Below are 19,032 nucleotides of genomic sequence, written 5' to 3'. Positions count from 1 at the left end.
ACCGAATCACTTCTGGTAAATGATTTCGACGCCTTCGTCGTCGTCTTCGTCCCAGTCGTCATCCCAGTCATCTTCCGCTTCGGCTTCCACTTCCGCGATTTGCTCGCGGTGGTAGTCATCCCACATGAATTCGACTTTTTCCGGTGCGCTTTCTTCGATCGCCATCGCTTTCGGCTGAGTGTTGATGAAGTTCATCACGTCCCAGCACAGCGCATTGACGCCTTCGCGGTTGGCGGCGGAGATCATGTAGTACTTCCCTTCCCAGCCCATGCCTTCCACAATCGCTTTGGCGCGTTCGGCGGCTTCTTCCTCACCAATCACATCAATTTTGTTGAACACCAGCCAGCGCGGCTTCTGCGCCAGATTTTCGCTGTATTGGTTCAACTCGTTGATGATCACTTTGGCGTTTTCCACCGGATCGGTTTCGTCGATCGGCGCGATATCCACCAGGTGCAGCAGCACGCGGCAACGCTCCAGGTGTTTCAGGAAGCGAATGCCCAGGCCCGCGCCTTCGGAGGCACCCTCGATCAACCCCGGAATGTCGGCAACCACAAAGCTCTGCTCGTGGTCCATGCGCACCACGCCCAGGCTCGGCACCAGCGTGGTAAACGGATAATCGGCCACCTTCGGCTTGGCGGCGGACACCGCGCGGATGAAGGTCGATTTACCGGCGTTCGGCAGCCCCAGCATGCCTACATCGGCCAGCAGCAACAGCTCCAGCAACAGGTCGCGCGCTTCGCCGGCGGTACCCAGCGTTTTCTGACGCGGTGCACGGTTGACCGAAGATTTGAAACGGGTGTTGCCCAGGCCGTGCCAGCCGCCTTTGGCGACCATCAGCTTCTGCTCATGGCGGGTCATGTCGCCGAGGATCTCGCCGGTGCCCTGATCCTTCACGCGCGTGCCGACCGGCACCTTGATGATGACGTCTTTACCGCGTTTACCGGTACAGTCGCGGCTCTGGCCATTCTGGCCGCGCTCGGCGCGGAAAGACTTCTCAAAACGGTAGTCGATCAGGGTGTTGAGGTTCTCGTCCGCCAGCAGGTAGACGTCGCCGCCGTCGCCGCCGTCGCCGCCATCAGGCCCACCGTTGGGGATATATTTTTCGCGGCGGAAGCTGACGCATCCGTTACCGCCGTCGCCTGCAACGACCAGAATCGCTGCTTCATCTACAAACTTCATTTACCGTCTCCGTAAATCATTCACCGGGCTGCTTCAAAGGAGCAACCAGGGGGGGTTCTGCCCGTCGCGGCCACCACCGGTGACCAATTGCGGAAAACATGGCGCCCGCCACAACCACAAACGCACCGACATAGCCGACGATGTTCAGCGTCGGCGCGGCGAAAGTCTGGGGCCAGGCCAGCGCCAATAAATCTGAAAACAGCAGGGTAAACAGCGGGGTCAGCGTAACCAACGCGCTCACCTGCGCCGCCTGCCAGCGCGCCATCGCCTCTGCCAGCGCGCCATAGCCGATCAGCGTGTTGGCGCCGCAAAACAGCAGACACGCCAATTGCCAGCCGCTCAGCTGGAAAATCACCTCGGGTTTGGCCAGAGGGAACAACGCTATCGCACATAAAGTGTACAACATAACCAGGATCTGCGGCGAAGCCAGTCGGCGCAGCAACACCTTCTGGGCCACGCCGTAGCTCACCCAGACCATCGCCGCGCACACGCCCAGCATGACGCCCAGCGTGTAGTCCGTCAGCCGGGTGAAGATCTCTATCAGACTGACGTTGAAAAACAGCATCAGTCCGCAAATCAGCATCAGGGCGCCAATGACCTGGGTGATACGCATGCGTTCTTTTAAAATCAGCACGCTGGCGAACATCATGCCGACCGGCGACAGCTGGCCAATCACCTGCGACGCCGTCGGGCTCAGGTATTGCAGCGAGGAACTGAAGAACACAAAGTTGCCCAGCAGCCCCGCCGTCGCGATCGCCAACAGCAGCAGCCAACGCGGCTGGCGGAACATCGTCAGCGGCGGCAGCTTGCCGCGCACCGCGAGGATCACGCCCAAGCCGATGGCGGCCATGGTAAAGCGATACCAGACAACGGTAAACGGCTCCATCACCACCAACACTTCTTTCATCGCGATCGGCAACGCGCCCCAGCAAACCGCCGTGGTTAACGCCAGAGAAATGCCAACGCCGACCTGCTGCTTCGTATCCATATCACCTTCGCCAACGCTGACGGGCCTGCCCTCAGGCAACCCATAAATGTAAAAAGCCCCGCAACGAATTGCGGGGCTTACATCTATTTCGTAAGGCTCGAAAAATTATTCAGCTTCGATGCTGATGAATTTACGATTGCTCGGGCCTTTAACTTCGAATTTGACTTTACCGTCTTTCAAAGCAAACAGAGTGTGGTCTTTGCCGCAACCCACGTTGGTACCAGCGTGGAATTTGGTGCCCCGCTGACGAACGATGATGCTGCCTGCCAGTACTGCTTCGCCGCCAAAGCGTTTTACGCCCAGACGTTTAGCTTCTGAATCGCGACCGTTACGAGTCGAGCCGCCAGCCTTTTTGTGTGCCATTAATCCGCTCTCCTAACTTAAGCGCTGATGCCGGTGATTTTAACGTCAGTGAACCACTGACGGTGGCCCTGCTGCTTACGGTGGTGTTTACGACGACGAAACTTAACAATTTTAATTTTCTCGCCACGACCGTGAGCAACAACTTCAGCTTTGATCTTGCCGCCATCGACGAAAGGAACGCCGATTTTGATATCTTCGCCATTAGCGATCATCAGAATCTGGTCAAACTCAACCGCTTCACCAGTTGCGATGTCCAGCTTTTCCAAGCGAACGGTCTGACCTTCGCTTACTCGGTGTTGTTTACCACCACTTTGGAAAACCGCGTACATATAAAACTCCGCTTTCCGCGTGCCCGACTGTGTTAGTTCAGAGCGCGCTATAAATATTCACAATAGGGCGCGAATTCTACGCAAAAAAGCAGCGCATGACAAGAGCAGAATAAGACCAGAACAAGAAAAAAGAAGAAAAAAAGCGCAGTTTCTTTCGTGGCGTTTATCTGAACCGTTTTTCAAGTACAATCATAGGGACAGTTACCGCCATGTACCGATGTGAGCAGCGATCTCAACGCGGTGAAGAGAAACACAGCTGAAAAAAACACAATGAACCTAGAGCAAATTACCGAGTTAACCGCGCAAGATATGGCGGCCGTGAACGCAACAATTCTCGAACAGCTGAATTCCGATGTCACGCTCATCAATCAGCTTGGCTATTACATTATCAGTGGTGGCGGTAAGCGCATCCGGCCGATGATCGCCGTTCTGGCGGCGCGGGCGTTGGGCTATGAAGGCAACAAGCACGTCACCGTGGCCGCCCTGATCGAATTCATCCATACCGCCACGCTGCTGCATGACGACGTCGTCGACGAATCGGACATGCGCCGCGGCAAAGCCACCGCCAACGCGGCGTTCGGCAACGCCGCCAGCGTGCTGGTCGGCGACTTTATCTATACCCGCGCCTTCCAGATGATGACCAGCCTGGAATCCCTGCGCGTGCTGGCGCTGATGTCGGAGGCGGTCAACGTCATCGCCGAAGGTGAAGTGCTGCAGTTGATGAACGTGCACGATCCCGACATCACCGAAGAAAGCTATATGCGGGTGATCTACAGCAAAACCGCCCGCCTGTTCGAGGCGGCGGCGCAATCGTCGGCGATCCTGTCCGGCGCCAGCGCCGAACAGGAGCAGGCGCTGCAAGACTATGGCCGCTACCTCGGCACCGCTTTCCAGCTGATCGACGATCTGCTCGACTACAGCGCCGACGGCAGCACCCTGGGTAAAAACACCGGCGACGATCTGAACGAAGGGAAACCGACCCTGCCGCTGCTGCACGCGATGCACAACGGCGACGACGCGCAGCGTGACATGATCCGCGGTGCGATTGAGCAAGGCAACGGTCGTCACCTGTTGGAGCCGGTACTGCAGGCGATGCAACAATGCGGTTCACTGGAGTACACCCGCAAACGCGCCGAAGAAGAAGCCGACAAGGCGATCGCCGCGCTGCAGGTCTTGCCGGCATCGGAGCACCGTACGGCGCTGGAAGGCCTGGCCCATCTGGCGGTGCAACGCGATTTTTAAGAAATAAATATTTCTTAAAAAACATCAGGCCCGCGTACGCGGGCCTGCCTAGCTATTGCTCTCTTCGTCGATGCGCGCCAACAGGCCGCCGATCCCTTCCCGCATCAGGAAAGCCACCATTTTCTCGCGCTCGCTCTCCGTCAAATGGTAGTAATACTCGATCCAGACCGCCAACGGTTCCTGGCGTTCTACGTCATATGCCGCCCCGTCTTCCTTCAGCACCAGCAGGTTACGCACACCTGAAGGCAGGCTGTCGATATGGTACTCCAACGCTTTTCCCTGCACGCCTTTACGCCTGCGGCTGACCCAGCCTTCGCGCCGGGCCATCAGATTGATTCCCTGTGGTGAGGAGGGTAATCCTGCGATGCCTGTCAGTTCCTTGGCGGCAAACCACTCGTTTTTCATAGCCATCATCTCTGGGCAATAGTGGGCAACGTCATTTTTTGGAAATTACTCGGGTATTTTTTAGGAAATTTAATGGTATTCTGGTTTCCTAATAAGCGTTTCACGTTGTTCAAGCACTTAACCTTGACCCGTTAGTTATACCACTAACGCAACTTTGGCTAATCAGAAAAGGAATGTAAACATGAATTCAAGGAACCCAGATTGGCACCCGGCAGATATCATCGCGGCGCTACGCAAGCAGGGCACCACGCTGGCGGCAGTGTCGCGCAAGGCCGGATTGAGCTCATCGACGCTGGCCAACGCGCTATCGCGCCCGTGGCCGAAGGGGGAATGGCTGATCGCCGAAGCGATAGGCATCCACCCTTCGGAAATCTGGCCAAGCCGCTATTACGATCCGCACAACGATTGCCTCCTGGATCGTAAGGCACGCATAAAATCGTGAACGCGGAGCAAAAAAAACCGCCGGAACAGCGTCCGGCGGCGTTTATCGGCTGACTATCGGCAACGATCAGTTATTGATGAACTTCTCGCCCAGCTCGATATCTTTGTGCAGCACGTCCAGCATCTCGTTAAGCGCTTTCTGCTCGAAGGCGCTTAAGGTGCCGATATCTTTGCGTTCTTCAACGCCGTTCTTGCCAAGCACCAGCGGCTGCGCGAAGAAGCGAGCGTATTTACCGTCGCCTTCAACGTACGCGCATTCCACCACGCCTTTCTCGCCCTGCAGCGCACGCACCAGAGACAGACCGAAACGGGCGGCCGCCTGGCCCATGGACAGCGTTGCAGACCCGCCGCCGGCTTTGGCTTCCACCACTTCGGTGCCGGCGTTCTGAATGCGTTTGGTCAGATCCGCCACTTCCTGATCGGTGAAGCTCACACCAGGGATCTGCGACAGCAGAGGCAGGATGGTCACGCCAGAGTGGCCGCCGATGACCGGCACGTTCAGCTCTTCCGGCTGCTTGCCTTTCAGCTCGGCCACGAAGGTGTTGGAACGGATGATATCCAGCGAAGTCACGCCGAACAGTTTGTTCTTGTCGTAAACGCCGGCTTTTTTCAGCACTTCCGCCGCGATGGCGACCGTGGTGTTAACCGGGTTGGTGATGATGCCGATGCAGGCTTTCGGGCAGGTTTTCGCCACTTGCTCAATCAGGTTACGCACGATGCCGGCGTTAACGTTGAACAGATCAGAGCGATCCATGCCTGGCTTACGGGCCACGCCGGCGGAAATCAGCACCACGTCCGCACCGTGCAGAGCCGGGGTCGCGTCTTCGCCGCTGAAGCCTTTGATTTTAACTGCGGTTGGGATGTGGCTTAAGTCGACGGCAACGCCTGGGGTAACAGGGGCAATGTCGTAGAGAGAGAGTTCAGAACCTGAAGGAAGCTGGGTTTTGAGTAGAAGGGCGAGGGCCTGGCCGATACCGCCAGCAGCACCGAGAACTGCAACTTTCATCCTATACTCCTTTATTATCTTAAATATATAAAGCGCCGTGAATGTGTTGGTTACGGACCTTAAGTTATTACACCTTTAAAAACAATAAATTAGCCAATTCTTGCCTGCAGGTGTAATAAAACGGCCGCTGTCGCGCCCATTTTAGATTAAATCGCTTACGCATGAAGGGCATAGCGCACACTAATCAAAAATAGTGCGAGGTTATTCACGAGCAAGTTAACCGGCCGTTACATTACACCCTTACGCAACATCAGAACAACATCATTTTAATAACATTTTATTTACCACCGCAGGCCGATTTTCCGTCGCCAAAAGGGCATATTCATCGCGGCCGCATTTTGTTAAAATGGCGCCCTTTCCTCGCCGCCCGGTCATGTTTATTTTCTTTGGGTCGGCCTTTGTTGCATAAAAATTCATCTATATGCATAATCATGACTTCCACTATCAACATTCCACGGTGCAAAATGCGTAATCCCGCAAAACAGGAAGATCTGATCAAGACGTTCAAAGCGTTATTGAAAGAAGAAAAATTCAGTTCTCAAGGCGAGATCGTTTTGGCGCTGCAAGAAGAAGGCTTCGAAAACATTAACCAATCCAAAGTATCGCGCATGCTGACCAAGTTCGGCGCGGTACGTACGCGCAATGCCAAAATGGAAATGGTGTATTGCCTTCCTGCCGAACTCGGCGTGCCGACCACTACCAGCCCATTGAAGAATCTGGTGCTGGACGTCGACCATAACGACGCCGTCGTGGTGATCCACACCAGCCCAGGCGCCGCACAGCTGATCGCCCGCCTGCTCGACTCATTGGGTAAATCCCAGGGCATCCTCGGCACGATTGCCGGCGACGATACGATTTTCGTCACCCCGTCCAACGGCTTTACCGCTCAGAAACTGCATGAAGCTATTCTGGGCGTATTCGAGCAAGAGCTGTGAAACCTGGCGCTAACAAAGTACGGCTGTAGCCCGCACTTTGTTAGCGCTTCTTTAACCTTCGCCTTACCTTTCCTACCCGCCACCGCGTTTAACACTGCTTTTTTATCCCTCAGCAACACATTTCCATGACATCTCCATGTAACCAGCAGTACCCACTGTGATCTTCCGCACTTTTGGTCAAAAGCACTTACCTCATTGAAATTACATAAATTTAACATCAAAAGATCGTTTTATGAGCGTTTTTTATTCCTTGTGGTTATAAAAAATAAGGATCATGAGGTTAAAGTTTCACTAGCAACTGTTAGCGAACTATTAATTTTTCACGTTACTAGCTGTATACTCATTTCCGTGAACTGAATCACAGTTCGTTGGAACTGATAAAAGAATACGATGAGGTGAGATGATGAAAATTAAAACTACCGTTGCAACCCTGAGCGTTCTGTCCATGCTTTCATTTGGTGCATTCGCAGCACAATCTGTTGACGCAACTCAGGCCGCAAAACTGCAGCCGGCCGGTGTGATCACCGTGAGCGGCGTCGCCGCTGCGCCTTCTGACATTCGTCAGGCGCTGTCCGACAAAGCTGACGCCAAAGGGGCGACCGCTTACCGCGTGATCGAAGCCCGCAATGAAGGCAACTTCCACGCAACCGCTGAAATCTACAAATAAGTACCGGCATTACCCGGCAACGGGCAATACATCTCTGGAATCAAACGCTGTCGTAACGGCCTTCAAGAATAAAAATCGCTGCCAAGCCCTTCCAGGCTGTTATGACCAAGGATCGCTACCATGAACATGAAAACTACTCTTGCTGCATTCGGCCTGCTGTCTGTCATCGCCTTCGGCGCGTCTGCCGCCCAGCTGGTGACTAACGATCAGACCGCCAACCTGCAATCTATCGGCACCATTACCGTCAGCGGCATCGACGGCGCGCCGACCGACATTCGCCAGGCGTTGTCGGAGAAAGCCGACGCTAAAGGCGCGACCGCCTACCGCGTGATCGAAGCGCGTAACGAAGGCAACTACCACGCCACCGCCGAGATTTACAAATAACAACTCTGGGAACGGCTTTGCAGAGCTGATTACCCTCGTCACTGCCACTGCCGAGTTCTGACGCAAACGCCGATTTCCCAGAGACCCTCTCGTCGTCCTATCCGACGAACCCCGTTGCCCTCGCTCGCGAGGGCTTTTTTATGGGCGAAAAAAAGGCCGCGAACGCGGCCCTTGATGTGGTTGAGCGATCAGTAGGTGACTTTCGGTTCCTGCTTTTTCGCCAGCGCGTCCAGCAGACGATCGTGAATACCGCCGAAACCGCCGTTGCTCATCACCAGAATGTGATCGCCCGGCTGTGCGGTTTTCACCACCATGTCCACCAACGTGTCGAGATCCGCGCTCCAGTGCGCCGGCTGCACGCAGGCATCCGCCACTTCCGCCACCTGCCACGGAATGTGGTGCGGCTGGAACAGGAACACTTCGTCGGCACGGCCGAGCGAAGGCGCCAGATCGTTTTTGCTGATGCCCATTTTCATGGTGTTGGAGCGCGGTTCCAGCACCGCCAGAATGCGCGCCGTGCCGCCGACCTTGCCGCGCAGCGCGGCCAGGGTAGCGAGGATCGCCGTCGGGTGGTGCGCGAAGTCGTCGTAAACCGTGACGCCGTTGGCTTCGCCACGCAGCTCCAGGCGGCGGCGGGCATTGATGAAATCGCCCAACGCGCGGCAGGCGTCCGCCGGCTGTACGCCGACATGACGGGTGGCGGCGATGGCCATCAGGCCGTTATGCATGTTGTGCTCGCCCACCAGCGCCCAGTTCACTTCACCGACCTGTTCGCCGTCGAGGAACACCGCGTAATGACTGGCGTCCGGCGTCAGCTTCTGCGCGCGCCAGGTACCCTCTTCCCCCACCAGCTCCTGCTCGCTCCAGCAGCCCATCGCCATCACCTGCTTCAGGTGGCTGTCGTTGTCCGGCAGGATGATCTTGCCTTTGCCCGGCACCAGGCGCACCAGGTGGTGGAACTGTTTCTGGATGGCTTTCAGATCGTCGAAGATATCGGCGTGGTCGAACTCCAGGTTGTTCATGATCAGCGTGCGCGGGCTGTAGTGCACGAACTTGGAACGCTTGTCGAAGAACGCGCAGTCATACTCGTCGGCCTCGATCACGAAGAACGGGCTGCCGCCGAGGCGGGCCGATACGTCGAAGTTGCCCGGCACACCGCCGATGACGAAGCCGGGCTGATAGCCGCAGGCCTCGAGGATCCAGGTCGCCATGCCGGCGGTGGTGGTTTTGCCGTGGGTGCCGGCGACCGCCAGTACCCAGCGATCGCGCAATACGGCGTCGTGCAGCCACTGCGGGCCGGAAACGTAAGGGATACCACGCTCCAGCACCGCCTCCACGCACGGGTTACCGCGCGTCATGGCATTGCCGATGATCACCAGATCCGGTGCCGGATCCAGCTGGGCTGGATCATAACCCTGAATAAGATCGATCCCCTGGTTCTCCAGCAGCGTGCTCATCGGCGGATAGACGTTGGCGTCCGAACCGGTGACGTCATGCCCCAGTGAACGCGCCAGCATCGCCAGCCCGCCCATAAAGGTGCCACAGATCCCAAGAATGTGAATGCGCATAGGTTTCTCATGTGAGTGCATCGAATGTCGGCATATTCTAACGCTCAGAATCGTCCAGAAGAAATGGATTTGCCTATGAATAACGCGCATCTTTGGGCTACACTGCACGCGAAAACGTTGGCGGTTTGTTAACAGGCCGCTATCCATCCGTAGATTCAGGGATTGTGTCATGAAAACGTTAGGCGAATTTATCGTCGAGAAACAGCACGACTTCTCTCACGCCACCGGCGAGCTGACCGCGTTACTTTCTGCAATTAAACTGGGCGCCAAAATCATCCACCGCGACATCAACAAGGCCGGCCTGGTTGATATTCTGGGAACCAGCGGGGTGTCCAACGTACAGGGCGAAGTTCAGATGAAACTGGACCTGTACGCGAACGAAAAACTGAAAGCGGCGTTGAAAGCGCGTGGTGAAGTTGCGGGTATCGCTTCCGAAGAAGAAGATGAAATCGTGATATTCGACGGCGAGCGAGCTGAAAATGCCAAGTATGTCGTTTTGATGGATCCGTTGGACGGTTCGTCCAACATCGATGTCAACGTCTCGGTCGGTACGATTTTCTCTATCTACCGTCGCATCACGCCGGTCGGCACGCCGGTGACCGAAGAAGACTTCCTGCAGCCGGGCAGCGCCCAGGTCGCAGCGGGTTATGTGGTTTACGGTTCGTCCACCATGCTGGTGTACACCACCGGTTACGGCGTCCACGCCTTTACTTACGACCCGTCTCTGGGCGTATTCTGCCTCTCCCACGAGAAAGTGCGCTTCCCGGCGAGCGGCAACATGTATTCCATCAACGAAGGCAACTACATCAAGTTCCCTCTCGGCGTGAAGAAATACATCAAGTACTGCCAGGAGCAGGATGAAGCGACGCAGCGCCCTTACACCTCGCGCTACATCGGTTCCCTGGTGGCGGACTTCCACCGCAACCTGCTGAAAGGCGGCATCTACATCTACCCAAGCACCGCCAGCCACCCGCAAGGCAAGCTACGCCTGCTGTACGAATGCAACCCGATGGCGTTCCTGGCCGAACAGGCCGGCGGTAAGGCCAGCGACGGCAAAAACCGCATTCTGGACATCACGCCGGTGAAACTGCACCAGCGCGCACCATTCTTCGTCGGCACCAAGTCGATGGTAGAAGACGCGGAACGCTTCATCGCCGAAAACCCGGACGAGTAACGCATTTCTGGCAAGGGTTCGGCGCCGCGCCGAACCCTTATCGCCTTACAGCTTGAACGCCGCCATGCTCTGCGCCAGCAGCTGAGCCTGATCTTCCAGCGAGCGCGTCGCCGCCGCCGACTCTTCCACCAGCGCCGCATTCTGCTGCGCCACCTGATCCATCTGCGCCACCGCCAGGTTCACCTGTTCGATACCGCTGCTTTGTTCGCGCGTCGCTGCCGAGATCTCACGCATCAACGCCGTCACCCGGCCTACTTCGCCGGTAATGCCGCTCATGGTCTGCGCCGCCGATTCCACCATCTGCTCGCCTTCCTGCACCCGGTTTTGCGACGCTTCGATCAACCCTTTGATCTCTTTCGCCGACTGGGCGCTGCGCTGCGCCAGGCTGCGCACTTCGCCAGCCACCACCGCGAAACCGCGGCCCTGTTCGCCGGCCCGCGCCGCTTCTACCGCCGCGTTCAGCGCCAGGATATTGGTTTGGAAGGCGATGCCGTCCATCACGCTGATGATGTCGGCGATGCGGCGCGAACTGTCGGTGATCGCCTGCATCTTGCTCATCACCTGGCTGACCACGTCGCTGCCCTGGTTGGCGATATCAGACACGCTCAGCGCCAGCTGATTGGCCTGCTCGCAGTTCTCGGCGTTCATTTTCACCGTCGAAGTCAGCTGTTCCATGCTGGCGGCGGTTTCTTCCAGCGAAGCGGCCGATTCTTCGGTGCGCTGCGCCAGATGCAGGTTGCCGGCCGCCAGTTCGCGTGAACCGGTGTCGATCTGGCTGCTGGCGTCGCGCACTTTGCTGACCGAACTGGCCAGCGCCTGCTGCATGCGCTGCATCGCTCGCACCAGGCGGCCCATCTCGGTATCGCCCTCGCCGCGGATCTCATGGGTCAGATCGCCGCCGGCGATGTGTTCCAGCTGCGCGATGGATTCGTCCAGCGGACGCAGAATGATCACCCGCAGCGCGAACCAGGTCAGCACCGCCAGCAGCACGCTGAGCAGGCCCGCCACCACGATCAACGAGATCTTGGTGTTGGCGTTGCTTTCCGCGTCATACACCTGCTGCGCGCCGAGCTTCATGGCAAAGCTGCGGAAATCGCTGAGATCCTTTTCAAACGCGATGCTCAACGCGGAGATGCGCGTCTCCTGAATGTGATAATACTCATCAATCTTGCCGGCTTTGATAGCGGCGGCCATCGGCTTCACGCCCTGCTCCAGATAGGCGTGATAGCTGTTTTGCAGACGATTGGAGAGTTCGCGGCCGCGATCGGTCACGGTGCCGACGCCGACAAAGCGCGCCATTTCCTTGTTCGACTGTTCGAGGTAACCGTAGATGCGGCCCACGGTGGCATCGGACACATCGGTCTGGCCTATCTCCCGTTGGCGCACCGCCAGCGAGGCGGCGGTTCGGGCGCGCAGCGTCAGATTGGAGCTGTTGGCCAGCGAGCCCAGCTCTTCGCCGAGGATCTGGTTCAAGGTATGGATCGAGCGCGATCCTTCGTTAATCGCGTTGACGCCAATAACGCTGACCATGATCAGCAGCATGGTCATCAGGCTCAGCAGGGCGATCAGCCCAGCCTTCACCGTAATCTTTTTTAGCATGAGTTCTTCCCGGCTTCAGAATAGTGAGATCAGACGTAGTAGGGGTGGCAAAACGCGGAGCCAGCTTTGCTGGCTCATTATTGTTTGTTGAAGTTATCGGCAGGCGGAGGCAAAACTTCATGCCGCGGCGGGATTAATCTGGAAATTCTCCGTGCGCCGGCACGCTGGGTTTTCAACGATGAAAAGGGCAGGAAATCGCAAAAGAGTCCGCTATAATAGCCGCCACTCCATTTCTGGTTTGATGATTAAAGGAAACCGACATGAGCTTGAATCTGGTCCCTGCTGGCAAAGACCTGCCGGAAGACATCTACGTAGTAATCGAAATCCCGGCCAACGCCGATCCAATCAAATACGAAATCGACAAAGAAACCGGCGCGCTGTTCGTTGACCGTTTCATGTCCACCGCGATGTTCTACCCGTGCAACTACGGCTACATCAACCACACCCTGTCTCTGGACGGCGACCCGGTTGACGTGCTGGTTCCAACCCCATACCCGCTGCAGCCGGGCTCCGTGATCCGCTGCCGTCCGGTTGGCGTGCTGAAAATGACCGACGAAGCCGGTGAAGACGCCAAGCTGGTTGCGGTACCGCACAGCAAGCTGACCAAAGAGTACGATCACGTGAAAGACGTGAACGACCTGCCGGAACTGCTGAAAGCCCAGATCGCTCACTTCTTCGAGCACTACAAAGATCTGGAAAAAGGCAAATGGGTGAAAGTGGAAGGCTGGGCAGACGCTGCCGCGGCTAAAGCGGAAATCATCGCCTCCTTCGAACGCGCCGCCAAGAAGTAATTTCGCCGCCGTCCGATGAAAAAACACCGCTCATTGAGCGGTGTTTTTTTTTCTTACTGTTCTTCGAGGCGTTTCAGCCAGTCACCGCTGGTAATTCGCGGGTAACCATCCACGCTGTGTTTATACAGGTAGATCCACGCACTCCCATAAGGCGTCTGAATCAGCTCGCGCTTATAGTCCTTGGTGTTGCTTTTCAGTTCGTCCAGCTCTGCCAGAATCGATGAGTTAATACGATACACCTCGCAATGTATCGTGCCCTCTCCAGGGATCGCCGCCGGGTAATGGCCCAGATTATAAATCTGGTAGCCTTCGAGCTCGTGCTCGCCGAGCCATTGGGCGTTGGTCATCCAATGGCTGTTTCCCTGTTTGCGCCGTAAACTGCCGTAGACAATTATTCGCATCGCTAAAACTCAAACTGATAGAGCAAATCTAATGCCTGGTCGAGACCAGACACCGCTTCAAGATACAACTTAGGCATCAGGCGATAACGCAACGTCAGCGTGGCCAGCGAGTCGAAAATGCCCACCCCATATTTTACTTGTAAGCCTGGGAGGACATAGCCGCTCACGACAACTTGGGAATTGTCGCCAACCCCTTGGGTGTCCAGAGCCAAATTACTCACGCCGAATGCCTCGCCGATTTTACCCACAAGTTGACCACTTTGTGCAACCCCCATGCCGATTAACATCGACGTCATGGCGTTGCCGTCGGCGCCGGAGCTGCTCAAGCCCTGACCGCGCAGCAGATAAGACAAGGCTTCCTGCTGCGATTTGGCCGGATCGGAGAACACTTCCAGCTTCGGTGCATCCGCCAGGCCGGTCACGCGCACGCCGGCGGTCACATCATCCTCGGTAGATTCCGGGTTGCGGATCGCTTCGATATTGAGCAGCGGCTGATCCGGCGGGCCGGAGAACATCAGTTGCCCTTTACGCACGATCAAATCCTGACCATAAGCATGGAAGCGACCGGAAGGGATGTCAATCTGGCCATTGAGGCCCAACCCTTTCTTGTCCTGCACCACTTTCAAATCGCCCTTCAGCCGGGCTTTCAAGCCGAAGGCATCCAGCCGCACGTCGTTACCGACGTGGATCATCAGGTTGCTGTTGATCGGGATCGAGGCGGTCTTCGGTTGAATCGGCTTGAGTTGGTCGTCCAGCATCACCTCATCGGAAGAAACGCCCACCGCGCTTTCCGGCAGCTCCTGCACCGTGATGCGCGCCCAGGGAATGTCGACCTTGCCGTTGAGCGAGAACAGCTGCGGCGTGGCTTCAAACACCAGATCCGGCGACACATCGATGCGGATCATCGGCGGCACCGTCACCCGCAGCTTGTCGCCTTTGGCGGCAATCCGCGCACGCCAGGCGTTGATGTCACGCCAGTCGGCGTCGCCCGCCAAATTCAGCTGGCCGCGCGTGGTGCTGAGCAACCCTTCCAGCGTCGAGGTCATGCCGTTGAAATTTACCGCCAGCCGCGCGTCGGTCATGTCGAACGGCATCCAGTGCCCCTGCACCTTCGCCCGATCCAACGCCAGGCGCCCGAACACCAGCGGCTTCTGCGCGCTGCCGCCCAGGCGCAGGTTGGCATTCAGCATGCCCGCCGCGCTTTCGCCCTTCATCAGCGCCGGGTTGATCAGCGCCAGCGAGATATTGGTGATATTGACGTTGCCGCTAATGGTGCGCCGCACCTGCGGATCCGCCACCTGGATATTGCCGTCGAACTGGCCGTTGTTGGTCAGCTTGATCCGCCAGTCGGCCTGCGCGCGGCCGTTGTTCAGGCCGGCGTTGAGGGTCAGCGTATCGAAGGCGATCGGCAGCGCGTTGCCCTGCACCTGCTGCACCACCTTGACGCCGTTGCCGGCCAGCGTGACTTTCGCCTCCGGCAGCGCGCCGCCCGGCTTCCAGCTGACGTCGGCCCGGCCGGTGAACACGCCGCTCAGAGCGGTTTCCGGGCCGAGGAACGGCTTGATCATCGCCAGGTCGAACCGGTTGAGCACCACGCTGGCCTGGCCGCTCTGGCCGGCTTCAATGGTCTTAGGCACACACAGCTCGGCGTTCGGGTTCTGCCAACAGTGCGGCCCGACGCTGATTTTCTGCTCGGTGTTCAGGTAGTCCAGCGCGATGGCGCGCGTCAGGCGCCATTCCCCGACCGGCGTATCGAAGCGGGTGTTGTTCAGATTGCCGCGCCAACGCTGCTGCTGACGATCGAAACTGCCCTGCAACGCTAACTGGCCGGAGACCGGCTTGCCGTCAATCTTCAGCTGCAGCTGGTGCTGCTTCTCGCTGCCTTTGGCGTCGAGGGTCAGCAAGCTGACCTCCAGCGCGTCCTGCTTCAGCTGTTCGACGCGTACCGCCAACTGCCCCTGGATCTGATCCGTGGAGCGCACGTCGCCGTCTATTTTCACGCGGTTAATGCGCAGCGCCTGCCACTGCAAGCCGGAAGCGGTCAAATCTGCCAGCAGCTGCGGCGCCTGCAGATTGCCGCGCAGCTTCAGCAGCCCTTTGGCGGTGCCGCCCAGGCCCGGCAGCGCGCCGTCCAGACGCGGCGCGTCGATGTTGGCGTCCAGGTTCCAGCTCTTCTCGTCCAATTGCCCTTTGACGTTCAGTTGGTTACGCCCCAGCGCCAGATCGATGCCGGGGATTTTCCACTGCCCGGCGGCGTTGCCGCTCAGCGTACCGCGCGCCGTGACCTTGTTCTGCTTCACGTTGCCGTCCAGCTGCAGCACCGGCACCTGCAGCTGCCAGCTGCCGCCGTGCAAACTGCCGCGCGTGGTGATCTTGCCGTCGAGTTTCGCCGGCCATTCCGGCCACTGCTTGGCGGTATTGATGCCGCTCAGCGTCAATTGCGAGGTCCAGCTGATGGCTTTGCTCCAGTCCACCAGCGCGGTGAGATCGGTATTGCCCTGCAGCGCCGCCAGCCGCAGTCGCTCCAGCTTGAACTGCTCGACGTTGCCTTTGCCGTCCAGCGTCAGCACCGCCGACGGCAGATCCTGGCCTTTCAGATTGGCACGCGTCGACAGCGCATAGTCGGTCGCCTTGCCGTTAAAACGCAGGCGGAAATCGTTGACCTGGTATTGCGCCTCACCGCTCAGCGGCCATTTCAGCTGTTTGCTCTGCAGCGTCAGCGCCAGCGGCAGGCCGGCTTCGGCCAGCCGGGTTTGCACATCAAGCTGGGCGCCGACCGGGCCGGACAGGTTCAGCGCGACCTTCAGCTCGTCGCGCAGCCCGCCGCCGATGTTCAGCTTCACCTTCTCGCCCTTCAGCGGCTCAATGTTCAGCGCGCTATTGGCGGTCAGGGCCACCGGCCAGCCGCCGGTCAGGGTCGCCTGCCCCTGCACCGACAGCGTGCCCTGCGGCGACTTCACGTCGAAGTTCTCCAGCTGGATATGTTGATCCTGCGTGCTGGCCTGCAACAACAGGCTCGTGATCAGCACGTCGGTATCGCCGGTCAAGCGCAGCTGCTCGCCGCGGATCTCTTTCACGGTGATATCCAGCGGCAGCCGAATGTCCGGCAGATCCGGCAACAGCGGTTTGGCAAACAGCTCCTTCAGCGTTTCGCCCAGCGGCTTCTCTTCCGGCTGCGGTGCCGGCTTCGCCGCGTCGGTAACCTGTTCGCCGACCTTTTTCGCCACCTCGGCCGCCGGCTGCATCGCTTCCGGCAACGGGTTTTGCGGCGTTTTCGGCAATGCGATCAGCAGCGAGCCGATCTTGGTCGGCATCAGCGTCAGCGCGCGCTCTTGCCACTGCGCGCCGGTGCGGAACTCGGCCAGCGAGATGGCGGTATCGTCGACGGTGACCTTGACGTTGTTCAGCGCCAACAGGCGCAGGGTGATCGGATAAGGGGTGCTGAGATTGGTGGTCGGCTCACTGCTCTCCTCCACCGGCGCGGAGGGCGCCATCTCTTTGGTGTTCACCGCCACGTCCACATCCTGGGCGGTCAAGGCGTTGACGCACAGCGAGCTGCGCTTAAAACAGGACAGGTCAAGGGACAGATGGAACTGCCCGGCGTTGACCGTCACGCCCGGCATCTGATACTTCACGCCCTTCAGCGTCAAATCGCGCCAGCCGCCGCTGACGCCGGCGATCTCCAGCCCCGGCACCCAGCGCGCCGCGCCGTTGATGACCATATGCAAACCGGTGGTGGTACCCACCAGGAAGGCCAGACCGCCGATCAGCAACAGCAGAACGACCAGAAATCCGAGACAAATCTTTTTAACCAGGCTCATAGTTCAGGCCCCAAACCGATGTAGAACTGCATCCCGTGGGTGTCCTTGTCCCCCACGGGCGCGGCGATATCCAGCTTCACCGGCCCCACCGGCGACTGCCAGCGCACGCCTACGCCGGCGCCGGTCTTGAAGTTGCTCTTCTTGATATCGTTCACCGCTTCACCGGAGTCGACGAACATCGCCCCCCACCACTTGCCGGTCACGTTGTATTGGTACTCCAGCGATCCGGTCAGCATCTTGGAGGCGCCGGTCAGCTTGCCGTCGTCATCGCGCGGCGAAATGTCTTTGTATTTGTAGCCGCGAATGCTGCGGTCACCGCCGGCGAAGAAGCGCAGATCCGGCGGCACCTTGTCGAAGTCGTTGGTTTCGATCCAGCCCACCTGCCCGCGCGCCACGAAACGGTGCTTGTCGGCCAGGGTACGGATCCAGACGTTTTGCGCCTGCATCAGCGCGAAGTCCACGCCGGAACCCCAGGTGGTGTCGGACACGTCGATAGAGTAGCGCTGGCTGTCGCCCCAGGTCGGCATCAGGCCGCCGCGCGAGCGGGTGCGGTTGAAGCTGACGCCGGGGTACAGCAGCATGGTGGTGTTGCTGACGTTACCCTGGGTAAAGTTATCCCAGCGCCAGGTCAGGTTGATCGCCCGCTGCCAGCCGCTGGAAAGATCCCAGTTGCGCGAGGCCACAACTTTGGAGGTGACGGATTTAGTGTCGTTAAGATTGACGTTCTTGAGGCCGCCCTGCAGCAGGTAATACTGCTCCAGCGGGTTCTTCAGCAGCGGGATCTTGTAAGTCAGATCCAGCTGCTGCTCCGGCGCCGACACGCTGGCGCTGGTTTCCAGGCTATGCCCGCGATCGTTGAGCCAGGGCTTTTTCCAGGTGCCTTTCACCCGCGGGCCGACGTCGGTGGAGTAACCGATACCGGTTTCGACGGTGTTGCGCGTGCGCGGCGTCACCAGCGCGTCCAACGGCAAAATCTTGTTCTCTTTGGCATCGTTGAAATCAGGGGACACCACCACCGAGTTGAACCAGTTGGTGGCGGACAAACGGCGGTTCAGCTCGGCCAAATCCTCCGAACTGTAGTAATCCCCCTGATGAAAGGGCACCAGATTTTGCAGATAGTCTTCGCGGATTTGCGAACCGGTGAATTTCACCTTGCCGAAGCGGTAACGTTCGCCGCTGTTGAAATCGATATCCCAAAACGCCTTGTGCAAATCTTCGGCCACGCCGAGCTGGCTTTTGGTCATATCGGCATCGAAATAACCTTTGCGCAGCGCCAGGCCGGTGAGCGAGCCTTTGAAGCTGTCATACTTGCCGTGGTTGAGGATCTCGCCGATGGTCGGCCGGCCCTTCTTTACCAACGTCAGGTAATCCTCATCGGTTTTCGCGCCACCTTCCAGCACGATGTTGGCGCCGGCGATACGCACCGGTTCGCCCGGATTGACCTTGGCATGCAGCACCGGGCGCGACATCCCCGGCCGGTCGTCCAGCGTAAACTCGATGGTCGGCTGGTAATAGCCAAGCGCGCGCAGCCCCTGGCGCACCGCCTCATCCACCCGCGCGCGGAAGCGGCCGTCGGTGCCGACCTCTTCAGGCGTGATCGACGACAGGCGCACCCGGACGTTTTTTTCCAACTCTCCGCTTAACCCCTCCACCTGCAACCGCACGTTCGCCGCATAGGCCGCAGGTGCCGCAAGCAACACAGCTATCAAGCACATGACCGGGTACTTTGGCACGTGTTC

18 protein-coding genes are annotated in these 19,032 nt (G+C 58.3%); 7 read left to right on the top strand and 11 right to left on the bottom strand.

Translation table 11 applies throughout. From position 1 onward, the window contains the following. Positions 1-6: 6 nt before the first annotated feature. The 4 genes from cgtA to rplU all read right to left on the bottom strand — a co-directional run bounded on the left by cgtA (position 7) and on the right by rplU (position 2,859). Positions 7-1,179: an Obg family GTPase CgtA gene (gene cgtA, locus QDT79_RS06365; RefSeq protein WP_025305047.1), complete on the bottom strand. Its 1,173-nt coding sequence runs from the start codon at positions 1,177-1,179 to the stop codon at positions 7-9. Positions 1,180-1,195: 16 nt separating this feature from the next. After that, on the bottom strand, positions 1,196-2,167 hold the full coding sequence (locus QDT79_RS06360) for a DMT family transporter (protein ID WP_063991609.1): 972 nt from the start codon (positions 2,165-2,167) through the stop codon (positions 1,196-1,198). A gap of 105 nt (positions 2,168-2,272) precedes the next feature. Beyond that, positions 2,273-2,530 carry a 50S ribosomal protein L27 gene (gene rpmA, locus QDT79_RS06355; RefSeq protein ID WP_004933559.1) on the bottom strand — a complete coding sequence of 86 codons (258 nt, stop codon included), beginning with the start codon at positions 2,528-2,530 and terminating at the stop codon, positions 2,273-2,275. Between the two features lie 17 nt (positions 2,531-2,547). Continuing rightward, the gene (gene rplU / locus QDT79_RS06350; protein ID WP_004933561.1) at positions 2,548-2,859 is read right to left on the bottom strand and encodes a 50S ribosomal protein L21; all 312 of its coding nucleotides are present in this window, start codon (positions 2,857-2,859) and stop codon (positions 2,548-2,550) included. Between the two features lie 270 nt (positions 2,860-3,129). Between rplU and ispB the strand changes: the two genes are divergently transcribed. Continuing rightward, the gene (gene ispB / locus QDT79_RS06345; RefSeq protein WP_063991610.1) at positions 3,130-4,101 is read left to right on the top strand and encodes an octaprenyl diphosphate synthase; all 972 of its coding nucleotides are present in this window, start codon (positions 3,130-3,132) and stop codon (positions 4,099-4,101) included. 48 nt (positions 4,102-4,149) lie between these two features. On the opposite strand, the gene QDT79_RS06340 is transcribed toward ispB, so the two are convergent. Further along, entirely contained in the window at positions 4,150-4,506 is a 357-nt protein-coding gene (locus QDT79_RS06340; RefSeq protein ID WP_063991611.1) for a DNA-binding protein, read from the bottom strand. 181 nt (positions 4,507-4,687) lie between these two features. Between QDT79_RS06340 and QDT79_RS06335 the strand changes: the two genes are divergently transcribed. After that, positions 4,688-4,948 carry a helix-turn-helix domain-containing protein gene (locus QDT79_RS06335; RefSeq protein WP_016929333.1) on the top strand — a complete coding sequence of 87 codons (261 nt, stop codon included), beginning with the start codon at positions 4,688-4,690 and terminating at the stop codon, positions 4,946-4,948. A gap of 66 nt (positions 4,949-5,014) precedes the next feature. On the opposite strand, the gene mdh is transcribed toward QDT79_RS06335, so the two are convergent. After that, positions 5,015-5,953, bottom strand: coding sequence for a malate dehydrogenase (mdh, locus tag QDT79_RS06330; RefSeq protein ID WP_004933569.1), 939 nt, complete (start codon positions 5,951-5,953; stop codon positions 5,015-5,017). Positions 5,954-6,417: 464 nt separating this feature from the next. On the opposite strand from mdh, the gene argR reads away from it, so the two are divergent. The 3 genes from argR (at position 6,418) to yhcN (QDT79_RS06315) (ending at position 7,939) form a co-directional block, all read left to right on the top strand. Next, complete coding sequence (argR, locus tag QDT79_RS06325) at positions 6,418-6,888, top strand: transcriptional regulator ArgR (protein WP_004933572.1); 471 nt, start codon at positions 6,418-6,420, stop codon at positions 6,886-6,888. Between the two features lie 403 nt (positions 6,889-7,291). Continuing rightward, positions 7,292-7,555, top strand: coding sequence for a peroxide/acid stress response protein YhcN (gene yhcN, locus QDT79_RS06320; protein ID WP_063991659.1), 264 nt, complete (start codon positions 7,292-7,294; stop codon positions 7,553-7,555). A 120-nt stretch (positions 7,556-7,675) separates the two neighbouring features. Then, a complete protein-coding gene (yhcN, locus tag QDT79_RS06315) occupies positions 7,676-7,939 on the top strand; it encodes a peroxide/acid stress response protein YhcN (protein WP_063991612.1) in 264 nt (87 codons plus the stop codon). Between the two features lie 188 nt (positions 7,940-8,127). On the opposite strand, the gene mpl is transcribed toward yhcN (QDT79_RS06315), so the two are convergent. Beyond that, positions 8,128-9,507 (bottom strand): UDP-N-acetylmuramate:L-alanyl-gamma-D-glutamyl-meso-diaminopimelate ligase, encoded by a 1,380-nt coding sequence (gene mpl / locus QDT79_RS06310; RefSeq protein WP_033636810.1) that lies wholly within the window; start codon positions 9,505-9,507, stop codon positions 8,128-8,130. A gap of 169 nt (positions 9,508-9,676) precedes the next feature. Here mpl and fbp point away from each other — a divergent pair, with 169 nt between their 5' ends. Continuing rightward, positions 9,677-10,681, top strand: a complete 1,005-nt coding sequence (fbp, locus tag QDT79_RS06305; protein ID WP_004933587.1) for a class 1 fructose-bisphosphatase — start codon at positions 9,677-9,679, stop codon at positions 10,679-10,681. A gap of 45 nt (positions 10,682-10,726) precedes the next feature. On the opposite strand, the gene QDT79_RS06300 is transcribed toward fbp, so the two are convergent. Next, entirely contained in the window at positions 10,727-12,280 is a 1,554-nt protein-coding gene (locus QDT79_RS06300) for a methyl-accepting chemotaxis protein (RefSeq protein ID WP_308316295.1), read from the bottom strand. A gap of 260 nt (positions 12,281-12,540) precedes the next feature. On the opposite strand from QDT79_RS06300, the gene ppa reads away from it, so the two are divergent. Beyond that, positions 12,541-13,071, top strand: coding sequence for an inorganic diphosphatase (gene ppa / locus QDT79_RS06295; protein WP_004933594.1), 531 nt, complete (start codon positions 12,541-12,543; stop codon positions 13,069-13,071). Between the two features lie 53 nt (positions 13,072-13,124). Here ppa and QDT79_RS06290 read toward each other — a convergent pair whose 3' ends face one another. Genes QDT79_RS06290 through tamA form a run of 3 tightly spaced genes read right to left on the bottom strand, consistent with a single transcriptional unit; the run spans position 13,125 to position 19,008 of the window. Beyond that, entirely contained in the window at positions 13,125-13,472 is a 348-nt protein-coding gene (locus tag QDT79_RS06290) for a gamma-glutamylcyclotransferase family protein (RefSeq protein ID WP_025159589.1), read from the bottom strand. Positions 13,473-13,474: 2 nt separating this feature from the next. Then, on the bottom strand, positions 13,475-17,293 hold the full coding sequence (gene tamB, locus QDT79_RS06285; RefSeq protein WP_308316294.1) for an autotransporter assembly complex protein TamB: 3,819 nt from the start codon (positions 17,291-17,293) through the stop codon (positions 13,475-13,477). Next, positions 17,290-19,008, bottom strand: coding sequence for an autotransporter assembly complex protein TamA (gene tamA, locus QDT79_RS06280; protein ID WP_373275487.1), 1,719 nt, complete (start codon positions 19,006-19,008; stop codon positions 17,290-17,292). The genes tamB and tamA overlap by 4 nt, the downstream gene beginning before the upstream one ends. Between the last annotated feature and the right edge of the window lie 24 nt (positions 19,009-19,032).

Origin of the sequence: Serratia marcescens, from assembly GCF_029846115.1 — a bacterium.
Taxonomy (GTDB): domain Bacteria; phylum Pseudomonadota; class Gammaproteobacteria; order Enterobacterales; family Enterobacteriaceae; genus Serratia; species Serratia marcescens_L.
Note: the sequence above shows the minus strand (reverse complement) of the source record. Positions and strands in the feature narration are given on the sequence as shown.

Bases quoted from the DNA above. Each gene is read 5' to 3' on its own strand.
- cgtA (WP_025305047.1), bottom strand. From the start codon at position 1,179: ATGAAGTTTGTAGATGAAGCAGCGATTCTGGTCGTTGCAGGCGACGGC.
- QDT79_RS06360 (WP_063991609.1), bottom strand. From the start codon at position 2,167: ATGGATACGAAGCAGCAGGTCGGCGTTGGCATTTCTCTGGCGTTAACC.
- rpmA (WP_004933559.1), bottom strand. From the start codon at position 2,530: ATGGCACACAAAAAGGCTGGCGGCTCGACTCGTAACGGTCGCGATTCA.
- rplU (WP_004933561.1), bottom strand. From the start codon at position 2,859: ATGTACGCGGTTTTCCAAAGTGGTGGTAAACAACACCGAGTAAGCGAA.
- ispB (WP_063991610.1), top strand. From the start codon at position 3,130: ATGAACCTAGAGCAAATTACCGAGTTAACCGCGCAAGATATGGCGGCC.
- QDT79_RS06340 (WP_063991611.1), bottom strand. From the start codon at position 4,506: ATGAAAAACGAGTGGTTTGCCGCCAAGGAACTGACAGGCATCGCAGGA.
- QDT79_RS06335 (WP_016929333.1), top strand. From the start codon at position 4,688: ATGAATTCAAGGAACCCAGATTGGCACCCGGCAGATATCATCGCGGCG.
- mdh (WP_004933569.1), bottom strand. From the start codon at position 5,953: ATGAAAGTTGCAGTTCTCGGTGCTGCTGGCGGTATCGGCCAGGCCCTC.
- argR (WP_004933572.1), top strand. From the start codon at position 6,418: ATGCGTAATCCCGCAAAACAGGAAGATCTGATCAAGACGTTCAAAGCG.
- yhcN (WP_063991659.1), top strand. From the start codon at position 7,292: ATGAAAATTAAAACTACCGTTGCAACCCTGAGCGTTCTGTCCATGCTT.
- yhcN (WP_063991612.1), top strand. From the start codon at position 7,676: ATGAACATGAAAACTACTCTTGCTGCATTCGGCCTGCTGTCTGTCATC.
- mpl (WP_033636810.1), bottom strand. From the start codon at position 9,507: ATGCGCATTCACATTCTTGGGATCTGTGGCACCTTTATGGGCGGGCTG.
- fbp (WP_004933587.1), top strand. From the start codon at position 9,677: ATGAAAACGTTAGGCGAATTTATCGTCGAGAAACAGCACGACTTCTCT.
- QDT79_RS06300 (WP_308316295.1), bottom strand. From the start codon at position 12,280: ATGCTAAAAAAGATTACGGTGAAGGCTGGGCTGATCGCCCTGCTGAGC.
- ppa (WP_004933594.1), top strand. From the start codon at position 12,541: ATGAGCTTGAATCTGGTCCCTGCTGGCAAAGACCTGCCGGAAGACATC.
- QDT79_RS06290 (WP_025159589.1), bottom strand. From the start codon at position 13,472: ATGCGAATAATTGTCTACGGCAGTTTACGGCGCAAACAGGGAAACAGC.
- tamB (WP_308316294.1), bottom strand. From the start codon at position 17,293: ATGAGCCTGGTTAAAAAGATTTGTCTCGGATTTCTGGTCGTTCTGCTG.
- tamA (WP_373275487.1), bottom strand. From the start codon at position 19,008: ATGTGCTTGATAGCTGTGTTGCTTGCGGCACCTGCGGCCTATGCGGCG.